Origin of the sequence: Sphingobacterium sp. xlx-130 (assembly GCF_011007405.1) — a bacterium.
In the GTDB taxonomy this organism is placed as follows: Bacteria; Bacteroidota; Bacteroidia; order Sphingobacteriales; family Sphingobacteriaceae; genus Sphingobacterium; species Sphingobacterium luzhongxinii.
Genome location: NZ_WFKN01000010.1, coordinates 73646 through 88455 on the forward strand (window position 1 = coordinate 73646; position 14810 = coordinate 88455).

Annotated in this window: 14 protein-coding genes; 2 read left to right on the forward strand and 12 right to left on the reverse strand. The window is 40.3% G+C overall.

The window, feature by feature from the left end; translation table 11 throughout:
* The first annotated feature begins 5 nt into the window (after window positions 1-5).
* Both G7B18_RS16185 and G7B18_RS16190 read left to right on the forward strand, forming a co-directional pair.
* Window positions 6-1109 (forward strand): SGNH/GDSL hydrolase family protein, encoded by a 1104-nt coding sequence (locus G7B18_RS16185; protein ID WP_164123465.1) that lies wholly within the window; start codon window positions 6-8, stop codon window positions 1107-1109.
* Window positions 1110-1181: 72 nt separating this feature from the next.
* The gene (locus G7B18_RS16190) at window positions 1182-1691 is read left to right on the forward strand and encodes a GNAT family N-acetyltransferase (protein WP_164111551.1); all 510 of its coding nucleotides are present in this window, start codon (window positions 1182-1184) and stop codon (window positions 1689-1691) included.
* 63 nt (window positions 1692-1754) lie between these two features.
* On the opposite strand, the gene G7B18_RS16195 is transcribed toward G7B18_RS16190, so the two are convergent.
* The 12 genes from G7B18_RS16195 to G7B18_RS16250 form a co-directional block, all read right to left on the reverse strand.
* A complete protein-coding gene (locus G7B18_RS16195; RefSeq protein WP_164111549.1) occupies window positions 1755-2645 on the reverse strand; it encodes a PepSY-like domain-containing protein in 891 nt (296 codons plus the stop codon).
* A 247-nt stretch (window positions 2646-2892) separates the two neighbouring features.
* Window positions 2893-4269, reverse strand: coding sequence for an MBL fold metallo-hydrolase (locus G7B18_RS16200; RefSeq protein WP_164111547.1), 1377 nt, complete (start codon window positions 4267-4269; stop codon window positions 2893-2895).
* 12 nt (window positions 4270-4281) lie between these two features.
* Window positions 4282-4602: a sulfite exporter TauE/SafE family protein gene (locus G7B18_RS16205; protein WP_370626389.1), complete on the reverse strand. Its 321-nt coding sequence runs from the start codon at window positions 4600-4602 to the stop codon at window positions 4282-4284.
* Between the two features lie 22 nt (window positions 4603-4624).
* Window positions 4625-5548: a bestrophin family protein gene (locus G7B18_RS16210; protein ID WP_164111542.1), complete on the reverse strand. Its 924-nt coding sequence runs from the start codon at window positions 5546-5548 to the stop codon at window positions 4625-4627.
* A gap of 68 nt (window positions 5549-5616) precedes the next feature.
* Window positions 5617-6114 (reverse strand): hypothetical protein, encoded by a 498-nt coding sequence (locus G7B18_RS16215; RefSeq protein WP_164111540.1) that lies wholly within the window; start codon window positions 6112-6114, stop codon window positions 5617-5619.
* Between the two features lie 135 nt (window positions 6115-6249).
* Complete coding sequence (locus tag G7B18_RS16220; RefSeq protein WP_164111538.1) at window positions 6250-9093, reverse strand: carboxypeptidase-like regulatory domain-containing protein; 2844 nt, start codon at window positions 9091-9093, stop codon at window positions 6250-6252.
* A gap of 5 nt (window positions 9094-9098) precedes the next feature.
* A complete protein-coding gene (locus G7B18_RS16225) occupies window positions 9099-10184 on the reverse strand; it encodes a hypothetical protein (RefSeq protein WP_164111536.1) in 1086 nt (361 codons plus the stop codon).
* Window positions 10168-10986 (reverse strand): molecular chaperone, encoded by an 819-nt coding sequence (locus tag G7B18_RS16230; protein ID WP_240452884.1) that lies wholly within the window; start codon window positions 10984-10986, stop codon window positions 10168-10170. Before G7B18_RS16230 ends, G7B18_RS16225 begins: the two co-directional genes overlap by 17 nt.
* Before the next feature lie 108 nt (window positions 10987-11094).
* On the reverse strand, window positions 11095-11706 hold the full coding sequence (locus G7B18_RS16235; protein ID WP_164111534.1) for a hypothetical protein: 612 nt from the start codon (window positions 11704-11706) through the stop codon (window positions 11095-11097).
* Window positions 11707-11897: 191 nt separating this feature from the next.
* The gene (locus tag G7B18_RS16240; protein WP_164111532.1) at window positions 11898-12428 is read right to left on the reverse strand and encodes a hypothetical protein; all 531 of its coding nucleotides are present in this window, start codon (window positions 12426-12428) and stop codon (window positions 11898-11900) included.
* Between the two features lie 106 nt (window positions 12429-12534).
* Window positions 12535-13365, reverse strand: coding sequence for a helix-turn-helix domain-containing protein (locus tag G7B18_RS16245; RefSeq protein WP_164111530.1), 831 nt, complete (start codon window positions 13363-13365; stop codon window positions 12535-12537).
* A gap of 155 nt (window positions 13366-13520) precedes the next feature.
* The gene (locus G7B18_RS16250) at window positions 13521-14810 is read right to left on the reverse strand and encodes a nucleotide sugar dehydrogenase (protein WP_164111527.1); all 1290 of its coding nucleotides are present in this window, start codon (window positions 14808-14810) and stop codon (window positions 13521-13523) included.

Genomic DNA, 14810 nt, shown 5'->3' on the forward strand with positions numbered 1-14810 from the left:
CAACTATGATGATAACTAATAAAGACTACATTTTAAGGTATTGCTTGTACATTTTCTCATTTGTGCTATTTTGGAATAACGCACAGGCCCAATATACCCGAATCGCAAGCGATGTGGTAATGGGCAGAGTAGAGGAGGTTAGGAAATCAAGCACACTCGGTAGGCTTCCTGAACGTTTGAAGGGAAATGTAAGAAAACCAGTATGGTCACTGGGCACGAACACAGCAGGTAGTTATGTTGATTTCCGAACAAGTAGCGACACCATTTATGTTCGTTATAAGGTGGAAAGTGGATTGAATATGCCTCATATGCCATCAACAGGAGTCAGCGGCGTGGATTTATATTATCAGGATAAGTCTTCTAAAAGTTGGGGTTGGGCATTTGGAAACTACAGCTTTAAAGACACGATAACTTATGTATTTGCAAATCTTGGAAAGTCAAATGACGGGACGTACAGACTTTACCTACCTTTATACAATAGTCTACAATGGATTGAAATCGCTGGTAACAAAAGTAATTCTATAAAATTCGCGAACAGTCCAAATAAGAAACCTATTATTGTATATGGGACTTCTATCGCGCAGGGAGCTTGTGCTACACGCCCTGGATTGGCTTGGACCAATATATTGGGGCGTTCAATTACGAACCCTGTGATTAACCTTGGCTTTTCGGGAAACGGTCGTCTGGAGCAACCGATTTTGGATCTGATCACACAGGAAAATGCAGCAGCATTTATACTCGATTGTATCCCGAACTTAGCGTTAACAGCAGAACGAACTGCTTCTGATCTAGAAGCTCTTTTATCTAATGCAGTGAGAACTATTCGAAAAAAACACCCAGAAATCCCCATCATACTAGCGGCTCACAGTTCGGCGAATACGCCTGGTTTCTTAAATATCCATACTATGCAGGAATATAGAAACTCTTCCAAGGTTGCTAAAACGACTTACGGTACATTAACGAAAGAAGGAATAAAACACCTATATTGGGTCAGCGAGCACGAACTCGGTCTTGATATTAATTCAACCGTAGATTATGCACACCCAAATGACTTAGGAATGATGAAAATTGCAAACGCATACCAACGTTTGCTTTTGAAGATCTTATAAATTGTCCCCTATCGACAAACGACTCCTACCAATCATAAACGAATAAGGTACACCTAGATACACCAGCTAATCATGAACGAGAACAGAATATTTTATTCAAAGTACGCCGCGTCAGATTTTGGCATTTATACAACGCTAGTTTATAACAACGATCTAATGCGTTATATAACGGGAAAAGCACTAACAGAAGAGCAAGCCCAAGCAAAGTTTAAGTCTATTTTAGCAATCAATCATCAAGAAGAAAAATTAGGATATTTTAAAATCCATAACGTAACTAATGTTTTTATCGGCGACTGTAAATTGGAACGCTATAAATATGATCCTTCAATTCTGGAAATAGGATATATACTAAAAAAAGAGTATTGGGGTAAGGGGTATGGAATATCAATCTGTAAGAAGATGCTTACATTGGCAAGCGCATCCTTTCCAAAACAAGATATTATTGGAATTATTGATCCGGATAATATCGCCTCAAAAAAGCTCTTAGAGAAATTTGGATTTGAAAGCTATTTTGTAGGAACAGAGGATGACCTACCTACGGAGAAACTCATATTGAAAAGAACAGAAATAAGGTCCCCATAAAGCGATGGTTTGTAACTACACAAAAGGAGGTGCTGAAATACCTCCTTTTGTGTAGGGATAACATTAATCAACCTTTTGGAAATTGCCATTGCCATCAAACTCCAGCTCGATATCATGCTTTGAATCTTTATTGTATAACTCTAATGAATACGATCCGTCGTCATCGATCTCTACATCAACAAGAATATAAGGTGCGTATCCATTAGCAACATACGTTGCAATCTTAGCAGGCAACAAGCTCATTGGGATAGCTTGCTGACGCTTGCTCTCAATCTCTGTCCAGTCACCTTTACCGTCAAACTCGACTTTAATGCCATTCGTAAGATATATAGTATAAGACAGCTTCTTATCCTCGGTATCTTTTTTTACAGTTATCGCTTCAGTACCTCCAAAATGATTCATCAAGAATGTACGTGCCACCTGTGGTAAATCGGCAATTGGAATACGAACTTCGTCGTCATCATCCATATCCAAGCCAATAAACTTCTGCTCTTTATCAAATACGATATCAACCCCATTGTTAAGTTCTACCGTAAAGCCGAAATGTTCACGTTCTAACTCCACGGCATAATAATCTGCATAATTAACCTGTAGATATTCATAAATCCCCGGAACCTCCTCCGCAATAAACGCTGTAGGAATAGCGGTATCATCTTCGCCCTCAATTTCTGTCCAGATTCCGCTCTTATCAAAATCAATCTCAAGTTTTGAACTCAAGGTTACAGAATATATCGAATTATAGATGTTAGGTACAGAAAGCTGCTTTACTTGTTTAACTGCAGCCTCGCCAAAATAAGCGCTAAGGGTAGCTTTAGACGGTTGAGGTAAATCAGCTGCTGCAATAACGGTAACATCAGGACTGACAGCTTCCTTGTCGTCACTACAACGAACTAATGTAAAAGCTAAAAAGAGAACCGCAACGGCACGGAAAATAAAAATGTAATTTTTCTTCATACTAAAATATACTTGTAAACACCGTCAAAAAACAAGAAGCGAGCCAAAACCCTACTCCATTAACATTTTTTAACCAAAGAGCTCCGCTCCACGATTAACTTCTTATCAAGAACGTGCGGCTTTTTCCCTGCTTTAACAACAAAAAAATGTAGAACATAAAGCTCATCAAAGAAATTTTGCTATAAATACCCTTACTCACTAGAGACAACAGGCCCTTACGATGCAGAACCTTTTATTTCTAGTCTATCTAGAAATACAACCTCCACTCTTTCATCCCTGCCGAGTAGTTTTTTACATCCTTGAACCCATACTTTGCCAACAATGACTGCGCTATTGTAGACCGATCTCCGCTCTGACAGTGAATAACAATTTGCTTATCTTTATTAAACTTATCCAGGTTTTGGGACAAAGTCCCTACAAAAATATTTTCAGCTCCTTCTACATGGTAATCTAGATATTCGGAAGCACCTCGCACATCTACAATCTGTACGTTTGGATCGCCGATATAGGATCTAAATTCCTCCATGTCAATAATTGTCTCCTGCTCCAGATCTATCGTCAAATCATTGACACTGGAAATATAACCGAACATATTATCTAGCCCTATACGCATCAGTTTTCGTGTGAGATCCTCCATCTGATGATCCTCCGCTATCAGTATAAACTGTTGTTGATAATCCAATAACCAACCGCACCAAGTCGCAAATGAATTGTTCGCCTGTATATTTAGGCTATTCGGTATAAATCCCTTTGCAAAATCCACTTTATTACGGGTATCGATCACAGTTAGGCCTTTTGAATACGCTTCCAGAAACTGATCTCTTGTTAGTTTCGGGTGCTGCGGAACCTCGACAAGTAATGGTCTATCGACTTTATTAAGATGTTTCATCATGGCAAAGTAGGTCGGTGGTTCTGGCTGTCCATCTAACAGGCTTGTAATAAATCCCTGCTCATCTTGAGAATACTGAAATGCCCAGTTCCGAATCTTCTCATACCCAATGGTAGTGCTCGGGACTGCCCCCAACGCCTTGCCACAGGCTGAACCGGCTCCATGACCTGGCCAAACCTGCACATACTCTGGGAGCTGAGCAAATCGTTGAATAGATTGGTACAATTGTCGAGCTCCTTTTTCCTGAGTCCCGACCATCCCTGCGGCCTTTTCCAATAGATCAGGTCTACCTACATCACCTACAAATACAAAATCTCCCGTAAACACCATCACAGGACTTTCACTGGCAGGGTGATCTGTCAATAGAAAGCTAATGCTCTCGGGTGTATGTCCAGGCGTATATAACACCTCTAAACTCAGATTGCCAACACGAATGATGTTTCCGTGCCGCAATCCGTGATGTACAAATTCGTACTGCCATTCGGAGCCTCCTTCATCAGACAAATAGAGTTCGGCTCCAGTAGCCGCAGACAACTCCCTGGATCCACTCAAAAAATCCGCATGAATGTGTGTTTCAGCGACATGCGTGATCTTCATATTGTTTTGTTTAGCAATATGCAAATACACATCTATATCGCGCTGTGCATCGATGACGATAGCTTCGTTCTTGGCCTGACAACCGATAAAGTAACTCGCTTGAGCTAAACTTTTATCGTATACATGTTGAAAAAACATATCTTCTACTTTTTAATTGCGGGTATAAAATTGTGCCTCTAGCTGCACTCCCTCCTGTTTTAAAAATAATTCTCTGATCAAAATATAGATCCCCATCAGCAAAAAAAACCATCTAAAAGCAACGCTCAGTCGTTTTCCCTCGATCTTCTTAGACAGGTAGATCCCTATAAAAACACCCAGGATTGAAAGTATCGTAAACATCAGGAGTAAATCCCAATCGATAATTTCGTCACCTTGCAGATCGCCTATAAAACCGAGTAGCGATTTAGCAGCAATGATAAATAAGGAGGTACCAACGGCAAACTTCATCGGCATTTTCGTGAGAAGAACCAAAGCAGCGATGTACCAAAATATCCTAATCCACTATTTTGACGACCTTGCTAACTCCCTCTTCTGGGCTAGTAACGGATTCACCGATAAGTTCGCGAATGGTCTCTTCCATCATGAGACTCATACTATTCAACCCAAGATCATTGGCTTCCTGACCAAATGGTTCTTCGATCTCATCGGCGATGGCCTCAAAAGCCACAAAGGTATAAGCAATAAAGACAACAATGAACGGCGTAAACCAACTCAAGCTATCCACCAACCCAAATGGTAGTAACAAACAATAAATATAAACTGTACGGTGTAATAGAACCTTATAACTGTAAGGTATTGGCGTGGAGGATATACGCTCACACCCCCCCAAAATATCAGACAGTTTATCTAGATTTTCATCAAATCGAGCTTGTTGGATCGAATCAATACGATTGTTTTCCTTTGCCCGTTGAACCCAACGAGCCATAAGACTTAAAACAACTGCCGGCTTATACTTTGAGCCCATAACAAGATTATAATCCGATGCAGATAGACGTGACTTTAAATCGCTACTCGGGTCTGTAGCGCGCAACTGATGCTTTAGGGCTACAATAAAGGCCCCTATCAGATAAACAAAGAGCTGAACATCCGTCAAATCTACTTCTCTGACTAAGGTCAAAGATTGCCGGGTTAATGACCGAGAGACATTCAATAGGCTTCCCCAAAGCTTCCTCCCTTCCCAAAAACGATCGTAGCTCACATTGTTGCGAAATCCCAAAAATAAAGCAAGAACAAAACCAAATAACGTAAAAGGTACTGGATTAAGCGGTACTTTGTAAGAAAATAAGGTTCCGTGAAAATATACTACGCCAATAGATAGGATAAATAGCAATGATAAGCGAGGCAATAACTGGGGCAATACTGAACCGTGCCAGACAAAAAGCATCCTAAACCAATTTTCCTTTTTACGTATAATCATGGCTCCACTATAATGGTAATCAATCACAAAACTACGTAGATAATTTAGCTTTACCGCACCAGAGACGATCAGGCAAGATACTTTTCCTCTTCACTATCTGGAATTGCCGGACGTTCGAAAACTATAAACTTCTGAAAAATAGCGTGTTTACTTTGCTCTGCGCATTCTAAATACCCATTAATATAAAGTTCCAGGCCATTCAGTCTGATTTCAGGAACAAGTCCGGTATCTACTAAAAGAAAAAGCTCCCGAGCTCTTCTATCATGGGCTGAATCTGTAAAACACAAAGGAGAGAACTGCTTAAAACGTATGTTATCTTTTTTTAAAAAGCCGATTTCCTCAACACAAATACATCTGTAGTGGGGCGATAATGACAATAATTCCAAACGCAACTTTACCAAAGAACGCGCTGTATCCTGATAAACTTCTTCGTCAGAATAACAAGCGGAGAGTCGTACATTGACAGCATCCTGAAAAAGATACATTTTCCCAGTTTTCACATACTGCATGTACACCATAAATCCCAAAAGGATTATACCTAAGGTCAATAACACTTCATAAATCATAGATAGTCTACGGTTTGCATGGGCGCAAGCCTTAAAACGAATGTAGACAAATTTTCTTTCTAAAAAAATTTTCTTTCTAAAAAAATGAACTTATATATCCAACAGATCTTCAAAGGTGTTTAATTCCTAAAAAAGCTATTTTTTAATGCTAAACCGCTTTACATCTATTTTCTTAGCTTTTACCTTCAAACGAAAAGTACCAAGATCTACGCTCCTGCCAGGATCAATCCGGATAGCGGAAGCCGAATCTTCTAAATATACGTGCTGTTGAAATTTGGAAACATCTGGATATACAGTATAGGTCCCTTCAGGCAGATGCAACTCGAAAAAACCTTTCGCATCGCTGGTTGCAGTAAAAACCCTTCCCTGTTCATTACGTGCACTTATTGTATATATACTCAAACGAGTGTCAATCGGAAGCTGTAATGCGGGATCATAATCTAACAACAGTCGCCCATATACGCTTCCTACTTTCTGCAAAGCTACTTCTATCCGCATACTTTTCGCGTCTATATCAACGGATCGTGAACCTCCTTGGTATTGATTCTTCAATGGAAAAAACAACATATAGCTACCATACGGCATTTTCTTGAAAGAAGCCTCTCCCTTTTTATCCGTCACAAAAAGAATATTACGTACCATAAAACCGTAATCAGAAGCTCTTTCATCACCTGCATCGAAAATGTCATTACCGTTATTGTCGTAATAACAAAATAGCTTTAAATCTCCCGACTTCGTAGCTACACGTTCTAAACTCTGTCTATTAAACTGTTGACGAACCCCGACCTGCAGATTGGCATTGTCGTATCGATAGTTAGTTACCCCGACATTGTACATGTATTGAAAGGTAGTCTGCAAATGTGTTTTCTTGGCTACCTGGTATTCTGCAAATAAATTACCACTCAGTGTTTTTCCCCACCCTTGGTTCATCTGCCCATTAACACTTGTATTCCACCGGAGCTTCCGTTGCATCAAACTTCCTTGATAACGCATACCCAACAAGTAGCGCGAACCAAATTCTCTTCCTAAAATAAATGCACTCATCATATCATAAACCTGAAAAGGTCCATTTTGATAATTTCCAAAAACGCCAAACCGTTCATAGTTATAGGATACATCCGTACGAAAAACAAATCTACGTGAAGAAATATTCTCTAAAGACATGCTTCCTCCCTCAAGGGTAAAAAACAAACTGTGTTTTAAGTTTCTAGAACGAAGATTGGCATTCACCAACAAAAGTGCTGAACGTGAAGTACGTTTGATGATATCCTCATACACCATATAATCCGCGTATTCCTTGTTGTAGCTCGGAATAATACTAAACTGTCCAACAGAAGACAAAGGGAAAGAAAACTGCACATCCCATCGAGATACGCCACTGCTAAAAGTTCTATAATAGGGATTTAGATATTCAGGTCTATAATCTGTATAAGAATAGCCCAACCCTAGCCCAAAATGCCGAAGACGGCGATTGACCCGTTGACTCAACTGCACCGCTCCACGCCGATTGCCGGGGAAGTATCCTGAACTGTAATAATTGTCACTACTGAAGCTCCACTTTCGTAATTGCTGATCCATTTTAAGCCCCATGGCAATAGACGGCATGGATGTTTCGTCTTTTCGATAAAAGCCATGATATTGCTGTACCCCGGCTCCCAAAAAACCTTCTAGCCGAATCCCTTCGGCATGTTTCTTTTTAAGAATATCAAAACGATTAGTCCATAGGATAGAGGTCACACTATCCTGACGATTTTGATCGTATAAGACCTGTCCATCATAACGCTTTTGTAGAGATTCTTGATCTGCCAACTGTACACGGGCAAATGCCGTAAACCCAGGATTATCCGGCCCATAATATCCCAACAAATCGTGAGTACGTTGAATGAAACCTCCTGAAAACCGCTGGTCGCTAGCCGTATCTTGGTAAGTATATGCTGCTCCTCTTCCGTAAAAAGGAGCTTCAAGGCTCTCTTGTATATTTCCGACCGTCACACCGTGCCCCCGTCTTTCATAGGTTAGAAAAGTATTGTTGATATTCCAGTATTTATCTCCTCCCCAATGATTGGCCGATACAGCGTAGCCTAACCGACCACCCCCAAGCCGATATGATCCTTCCGAAAGAATATTATACGATGGTTGTGGATCTAAAATACTGGAAACCCGAAACTCTAAATAATTGGGGTTATAGCCCGCAAATCGATGATCAGGAGCAAACATTTGCTGATAATTTCGTTCAGAAACAATATTCGCGTAAAGTATGTTAACATTCCCAAACACATCATTATTATCATATATTCCAGCAACCCTTACAGTATACTGAGCGAGATTCATCATATAACGCTCGATCACGAAACTTCGCCTTATTAGCGTATCTTCTCCTGAAGTAAGCTGTAGATTTATCTCCTGAAAGACAATCTTTCCTATCCGGTCGGGAGAAGAAAAAAGAATTTTTACTTGCTCATCTGTAGTCCCTGTATTGACGACACGCAACTGCATTTGTATCGAGTCACCAATATTGCGAAGATATTGAATACTTGAATTATCTTGAAGCTGTACGGAGCGCCTATAGGGAACTTCTAGTAAAATATACTTGCTCAACAGCTCTTGTTTACTGTTATCAGAAAGAAGCACACGAAATCTTTTCCCTTTCAGCAAGCTTAATGTTTCTGAGCGTAATTTAAGGGACATAAACCGCTTCTTGCCTGCATCAATCTCAACAGCTACCCGCGCAGAACTAAGGCTGGTCAAATCTGAAGGTAATTCTAACGAGACATAACCTTTAAAAACAACGCTTCCCGTATTCTCAATCTCTATATCTAAATTATTAACCCCCGGTTGTAAAGCCAAGCTCGGCGCAATAGTCCAGGTTAAGTCTACTTTTCCCTGTGCCGAGCCCTTCTGCACGAAAAAAAACGATAGCAACAACAAAACGATAGACAGCTGCAAATTCAGAAGAATAGGCTTTCGGTGAGAATTCATCTTCGCTATTTTGGCATTAACAGATAAAGAAGTGAAACCGTATAATTCCCCGGACGAGCTGTAAGAACCTGTGATCGTGTCAAATGGGCTTCATATTGTAAATTAAAATAACGAATCACCTTTTTGTCTGTAGAGCGTCCCGAATATACGACCTGCTCTGTTGTAGACAACTCTATTTTAGGGTTGGTGATTGTATTTCCTGGATCTGCCGTCGGTACGACCTGTAAGGAAAGAACTGACAAGGGAAGAGCTCCTCCTAAATCCCTATTAATCTCAGGATCTAAGGACTTGACGCGCAATTCGTAATCTGTATTGGCATTAATACGGATAGCATTATCTACTTGAAACTGCACCCCATCCGCATAATGTTCACGCGTAAAAAACTGTAATGAAGCATCCATGGCAGCTGCATCTATCTGCAAACTATAATCTGGCTCGACATCGACCGCATTTCCATCCGTAAGACGTGGCCTGATATGAAGCTTGTAAGTAACATATTGATAGCCTATAACCCTACCATTCGGTTCATACAAGGTAAACTGCAATGGAATATCATACTCGATATGTGTCCATTCGTTAACACTACTCACAAAATCTTCCAGGTATTTGCCTTGTACAATCGTTAACATTCCAAATAATCTAGCTAAAGTGTTTTGATTATTACGTCCACGCAATGGCTGAACAGACTTTTCGATCAAAAAGACTTCCCCACTATTCGCCAAAAATATATCATTCCGACTAGCTCCTATACCGCTCAGATTTAAAAATGACTGGTTATCATCCTCTGTCCATCGAAGACTGATCTTATCTGCAGGGAAGGGCTTTCCGATACGATTAGGTCCTCCCGATACAGGTTGTATCGGGGCCAACAAACGTACCGAGAGTGACCAGTTAGGAATATTTAGATTACCATACTGACTACCTACTTCAAACTGAAAGGTATTAAAACGAGATCCGGTGCTCTTGCCTAAATAGGAAGAAACCTCCACATAGCTGTCCGACCAGACCGTGAATTTTACTTGAGCCCTACCCCATGGGATGGAAATAAGACTAAGAAAAATAACAATATATAACCTACTGTTTTGAAACATAATCAAACTCAAGCTCTGCAACCTTCACGTCGTTATCCTCTCCGTAAAACAACATGCCCGTTGCCAAATAATTACCAGACTTCAATTCTACGGGAAGCAATACATATTGCTTGCGCTGATCTCCCGGCAAACTATAGATATGAATATCATCAATCTTAAAACGTTCGCCGGTATCTTGATTCAAAAACTCAATACGCAACTGACCTTCTGTCCATGTATTCCCCTTGGTATCAAAACTCAGCTCAAGATATTGCCCAATACTATCTACCGAATGATACGCCATATTCGTAATCTCAATGTCGGTTTGAGCTCTTCCGTTAAAACGTTGGTAAACCTTAATACCTGAACGGACTGCCAAGCGAATATTAGCCCCTTCACGCTCTTCGCTCACCCGGGGATTCAACTGTGTGACAAACAACATCGTCGTATGCACAGGTACGGCATCACTAGACTTTTTGTCCTGAGGAACTTGCATCTGTAGCTGTAGTCGCTTCGTCTCTCCCGGCTGCAATGCGAAAAATGGTTCAGATACCGAGAGCCAATTCGCACAACTGGTTATCAAGCTACCTTTGGGGCTAAGAACATTATCTCCTGTAGGAGAATAAGACCAATCCTCGAAAGAGATAGCGAGATCCAATGCATAATCTTTGCTGGGGTTAGTGACGTCTACATACTGTGTCTGTGTTTGCCCTCCATCTGCAATAAAGTAGACGCGTGGAGGACCAACAGTAAGCCCTGTCTGGGCATAACCCATCGCAAACATTAAGATGTTAACTAAGAAAACAAATAGGTAGTATCGCATAGGAAGTAGATTTTGAACGGAAAATTAATAAAAATTTCTGACAGCGCTATAAAAAAAGGCAAGTGTTAACGCACTTGCCTTTGATATGACCTTATAACGACGGTCAAATTAATTTGTTGCAATCGTATAAACTACATCAATGGTATATTTTGCCTGGTCTTTTTGGTCTCCAAAAAGTGTTCTCAACATCCCCTCGTCTAGCTTTTTACCAAAGTACTTAACATCTAGCTCTTGATCCAAAACAGATGACTCGCCAGTACTAGTGCTACTGAAGCCCCCAAACTCCATACCTGCTGTGGCTGTAGTTCCTGTAGTAAGACCACTCACAGATCCTGATTTACCTATCGCAATTTCTAGTAACTGAGCAGCATCGATATTTTCTACACCACCACCCTGAAGTTTATTAAATTTGCCGGAGTTGCCACTGTTGAATCCTAATGTGGCCTGCACCTTATAACCAGACCCTACAGAAGATACTTTTAATTGCTTTTCAACAACTTTAGAAACACCGCTCTTGTAATCATCAGCCGTATTATATACTAAGGTTACCTCATCGCCGTATCCCCCTGAATTGGTACCACCCGCACCTATTTCGATCGATTGAAAAGGGTTCAACTCTACATTTACTTTTACTTTTACAGAACTAGAAGATGCTGTTTGTGCCTGTGTTCCTACTACTGCTGCGAAAGCTACTGCTAACGCTAAAACTACTTTTTTCATATTCTTTATAGATATATTTTCTGTTATTTTCCTGTTCTATCTCATTGAGAACAGAACAAAGGTAATCACCGAAAAAGGCCACAAAGTATGATTTTAGGCGCAAAAAATATGAAAAAATGCAGTAGTTTTTATTTGTAGTTTTTGCGCTACAGAATGTAGCTGAGGCGCTACAGGAATAGCCCGATATCGCCTTATCGAGTCTCTATACTATACAGAATATCGTTGGTAAAAATAATCGTTTTATTTTTTTCAGCATATCGGATGAGCTCTTCTCCGCCCGGCCCTTGATAAGTCACATTATAGATCGCGTCAAATGCGGGCCTATCGGAAGAGATAATCTTACTCCCTCCAGCAGAAAGTTCTCCGGTCGTCAAACTGACCTGCTGGTCTCCAACAACAGGGCTTGCCTTTACTTTTATATTCGGCATGTGTAATCGATCTGTAGGTTGACCTCCCAATTTAAGAAACTCTTCATTGGCCAGCTTTACTTTAACTTCATAAGCTCCAGTACTAAATACCGTAAGATGCGCGTTCTTAACAACCTCCACCCCTCTTTTATAATCTTGGAGATCGTTATATGTCAAGGTCACTTCATTTTGATCCGGATGAATAGTCAAATTCTGTACATGATTAAGCACAATATTAAGTCTTACATTCGTTTGCCCATAAGCTCCCCCAAAAGCTATTCCTACGAGCAATAATAGAATGGATAAAGTTTTCATAGCGTAGTCCCTTTTCATAAAAATAAAGCTAAAATTAGAGTAAAAAGAATTTTCAACCCATTATTTTACTTACTGTGACATATATCATAAAATTAGAGCTGCCTTGCTACTTTTTCCAGTCACTTCGGTATTTTTTGGGACTGACTCCTGCTTCTTTTGAAAAAAGTGTACTAAAATTATTCTCGTCCACATACCCGAGCTGCCACGCAATCTGCTTAATACTTAACTTTGAGTTTGCCAACAAACGCTTAGCAACACGAATCAAACCATCCGTAATTAGTTCCTTAGGCGTTTTATTCATCACCTCTTTGGTATATAATGAAAGTTTTCGAGGACTTATTCGTAGGTGATCGGCATAATAACCGACATGTTTTTCATGATTCACATTTTCAGCAATAAGTTGCTGAAAACGATTTACAACTTGCACAGCCTCACTTTCATCCATCAGTTGGGCACTATCACGATCCCCTATGTAAACAGCTCCCAACAGCAAAATCTGCTTAATAATATTAAATGCCAACACATGCTGGATAGATTCAGGAGGTTGCTTTCTGGCCATTTCCAAATGTGCGCGGACGAACTGATAATAAAACAAATAATTATCCGGAACGTTAAGGACCCGGTAAGTCGAACTGTCTTGTAATACGCGAAAGAAATTTTGCAGAAACGTCCCATCCCATTCGCTGCGCGAAAAAAAAGCTTCTGTAAAATAAATTAAGACAAACTCTCGACTTTCATCGGGATTGCTCTTAAGCTGCGTACCAAACGGTACAAATATTAAACTGTTAGGAGGAAAATCAATTAAATTTTGATTAAGGAACAGACTGCATCCATGCTCCTTAATAAATAATAGTGTGTAATGGTCTTTCTTTAATGCAAGATCATTTGTTACAGCCCTCAAGTCTTCTCCGACAACATATTTTATGCCGTATTCCATTCAAAAATGCTTTTAATAGGTAGAGTAATGCGATTAAAGCAATTAATAGAATAAAAATAGAAAAAGAATCTTAATTGTAGGGAAAAATCAATATAAAATGACAGAAATTAAAGGTTGCGGCCAGAAAAGTCGAAATACTAAGGTCAACAATCGAGCTAGAGGCGAGCATCCACGATAGATCTATCCAAAACAGATTTACAATCAAAAACAACGGACTTGCTTGCCAAAATATTTTTAATATCCAGTTTTAAAAAATCTGCGTGTGCAACAGCGAGAATCACAGCATCATAAGGTCCCTGAGGAGCAGCTATTAACTCGACTTTATATTCCTTCCTCACTTCTCCAGGATCTGCCCACGGATCGTATAACACGGGGGCGGCACCGTATTCTTGGAGCTCCTCATAGATATCCAATACCTTCGTGTTACGAATATCAGGACAATTCTCTTTAAATGTCAATCCTAAAATCAAAACCTTAGCATCTTTGACTGCTATATGTTTTTGCGCCATCAATTTAACAACTTTTGAAGCAATAAATTCGGCCATACGATTATTGACACGTCGACCTGACAGAATAACTTCGGGATGATAACCCAGTTGAGATGACTTGTGCGCTAAATAATAGGGATCCACAGAAATACAATGTCCTCCCACCAAGCCTGGCTTATATTTTAGAAAATTGAACTTCGTTGCCGCAGCATCCAGGACATCGTGGGTATCTATCCCAACCCGGTCAAAAATCAAAGCCAACTCATTCACAAAAGAAATATTTACATCTCGCTGGGCATTCTCTATCGCCTTTGCCGCTTCCGCTACCTTGATCGAGGGAGCCTTATATGTACCCGCTTTGATTATTTTCCGATATAATGCATCCACAGTTTCAGCTGCCTCCCCCGTCGAACCGGAAGTAACTTTAACGATCTGTTCTAAGGTGTTGACCTTGTCTCCTGGGTTAATTCGCTCTGGGGAGTAACCAACAAAAAAGTCCACATTAAATCTTAATTTGGAGACTTCTTCCAAAATAGGCACACATTCTTCTTCTGTACAGCCTGGGTATACCGTAGACTCATAAATAACGATATCGCCAACTTCTATAACGCTACCTATCTCTTGAGAAGCCTGTTGAAGAAAACGAAGATCAGGAGCATTAAACTCATCTATAGGAGTGGGCACTGTGACGATGTAAATCTGAGCCCGAGCGATATCAGAAAGGTTCGATGTGGCTCGATATCCTCGCTGTTGAGACGAATGGAGATCTAATGCCAACATTTCTTTCAATAACACTGCATCGGCTTCTAAAGTACGATCCTCACCGTTGTTCAACTCGACGACCCGACTAAGTGAAGTGTCGTAGCCCAACACAGGGTGATGTGCTGCAAAAGCTAGAGCCAGTGGTAGACCTACATATCCCTGCCCTATAACCGCTATGGTTTTTTTCTCCGTCAC

Coding starts and splice junctions, on each gene's coding strand:
- G7B18_RS16220 (WP_164111538.1), bottom strand. CDS start 9,093: ATGAATTCTCACCGAAAGCCTATTCTTCTGAATTTGCAGCTGTCTATC.
- G7B18_RS16225 (WP_164111536.1), bottom strand. CDS start 10,184: ATGTTTCAAAACAGTAGGTTATATATTGTTATTTTTCTTAGTCTTATT.
- G7B18_RS16245 (WP_164111530.1), bottom strand. CDS start 13,365: ATGGAATACGGCATAAAATATGTTGTCGGAGAAGACTTGAGGGCTGTA.
- G7B18_RS16230 (WP_240452884.1), bottom strand. CDS start 10,986: ATGCGATACTACCTATTTGTTTTCTTAGTTAACATCTTAATGTTTGCG.
- G7B18_RS16210 (WP_164111542.1), bottom strand. CDS start 5,548: ATGATTATACGTAAAAAGGAAAATTGGTTTAGGATGCTTTTTGTCTGG.
- G7B18_RS16240 (WP_164111532.1), bottom strand. CDS start 12,428: ATGAAAACTTTATCCATTCTATTATTGCTCGTAGGAATAGCTTTTGGG.
- G7B18_RS16235 (WP_164111534.1), bottom strand. CDS start 11,706: ATGAAAAAAGTAGTTTTAGCGTTAGCAGTAGCTTTCGCAGCAGTAGTA.
- G7B18_RS16195 (WP_164111549.1), bottom strand. CDS start 2,645: ATGAAGAAAAATTACATTTTTATTTTCCGTGCCGTTGCGGTTCTCTTT.
- G7B18_RS16200 (WP_164111547.1), bottom strand. CDS start 4,269: ATGTTTTTTCAACATGTATACGATAAAAGTTTAGCTCAAGCGAGTTAC.
- G7B18_RS16185 (WP_164123465.1), top strand. CDS start 6: ATGATGATAACTAATAAAGACTACATTTTAAGGTATTGCTTGTACATT.
- G7B18_RS16190 (WP_164111551.1), top strand. CDS start 1,182: ATGAACGAGAACAGAATATTTTATTCAAAGTACGCCGCGTCAGATTTT.
- G7B18_RS16215 (WP_164111540.1), bottom strand. CDS start 6,114: ATGATTTATGAAGTGTTATTGACCTTAGGTATAATCCTTTTGGGATTT.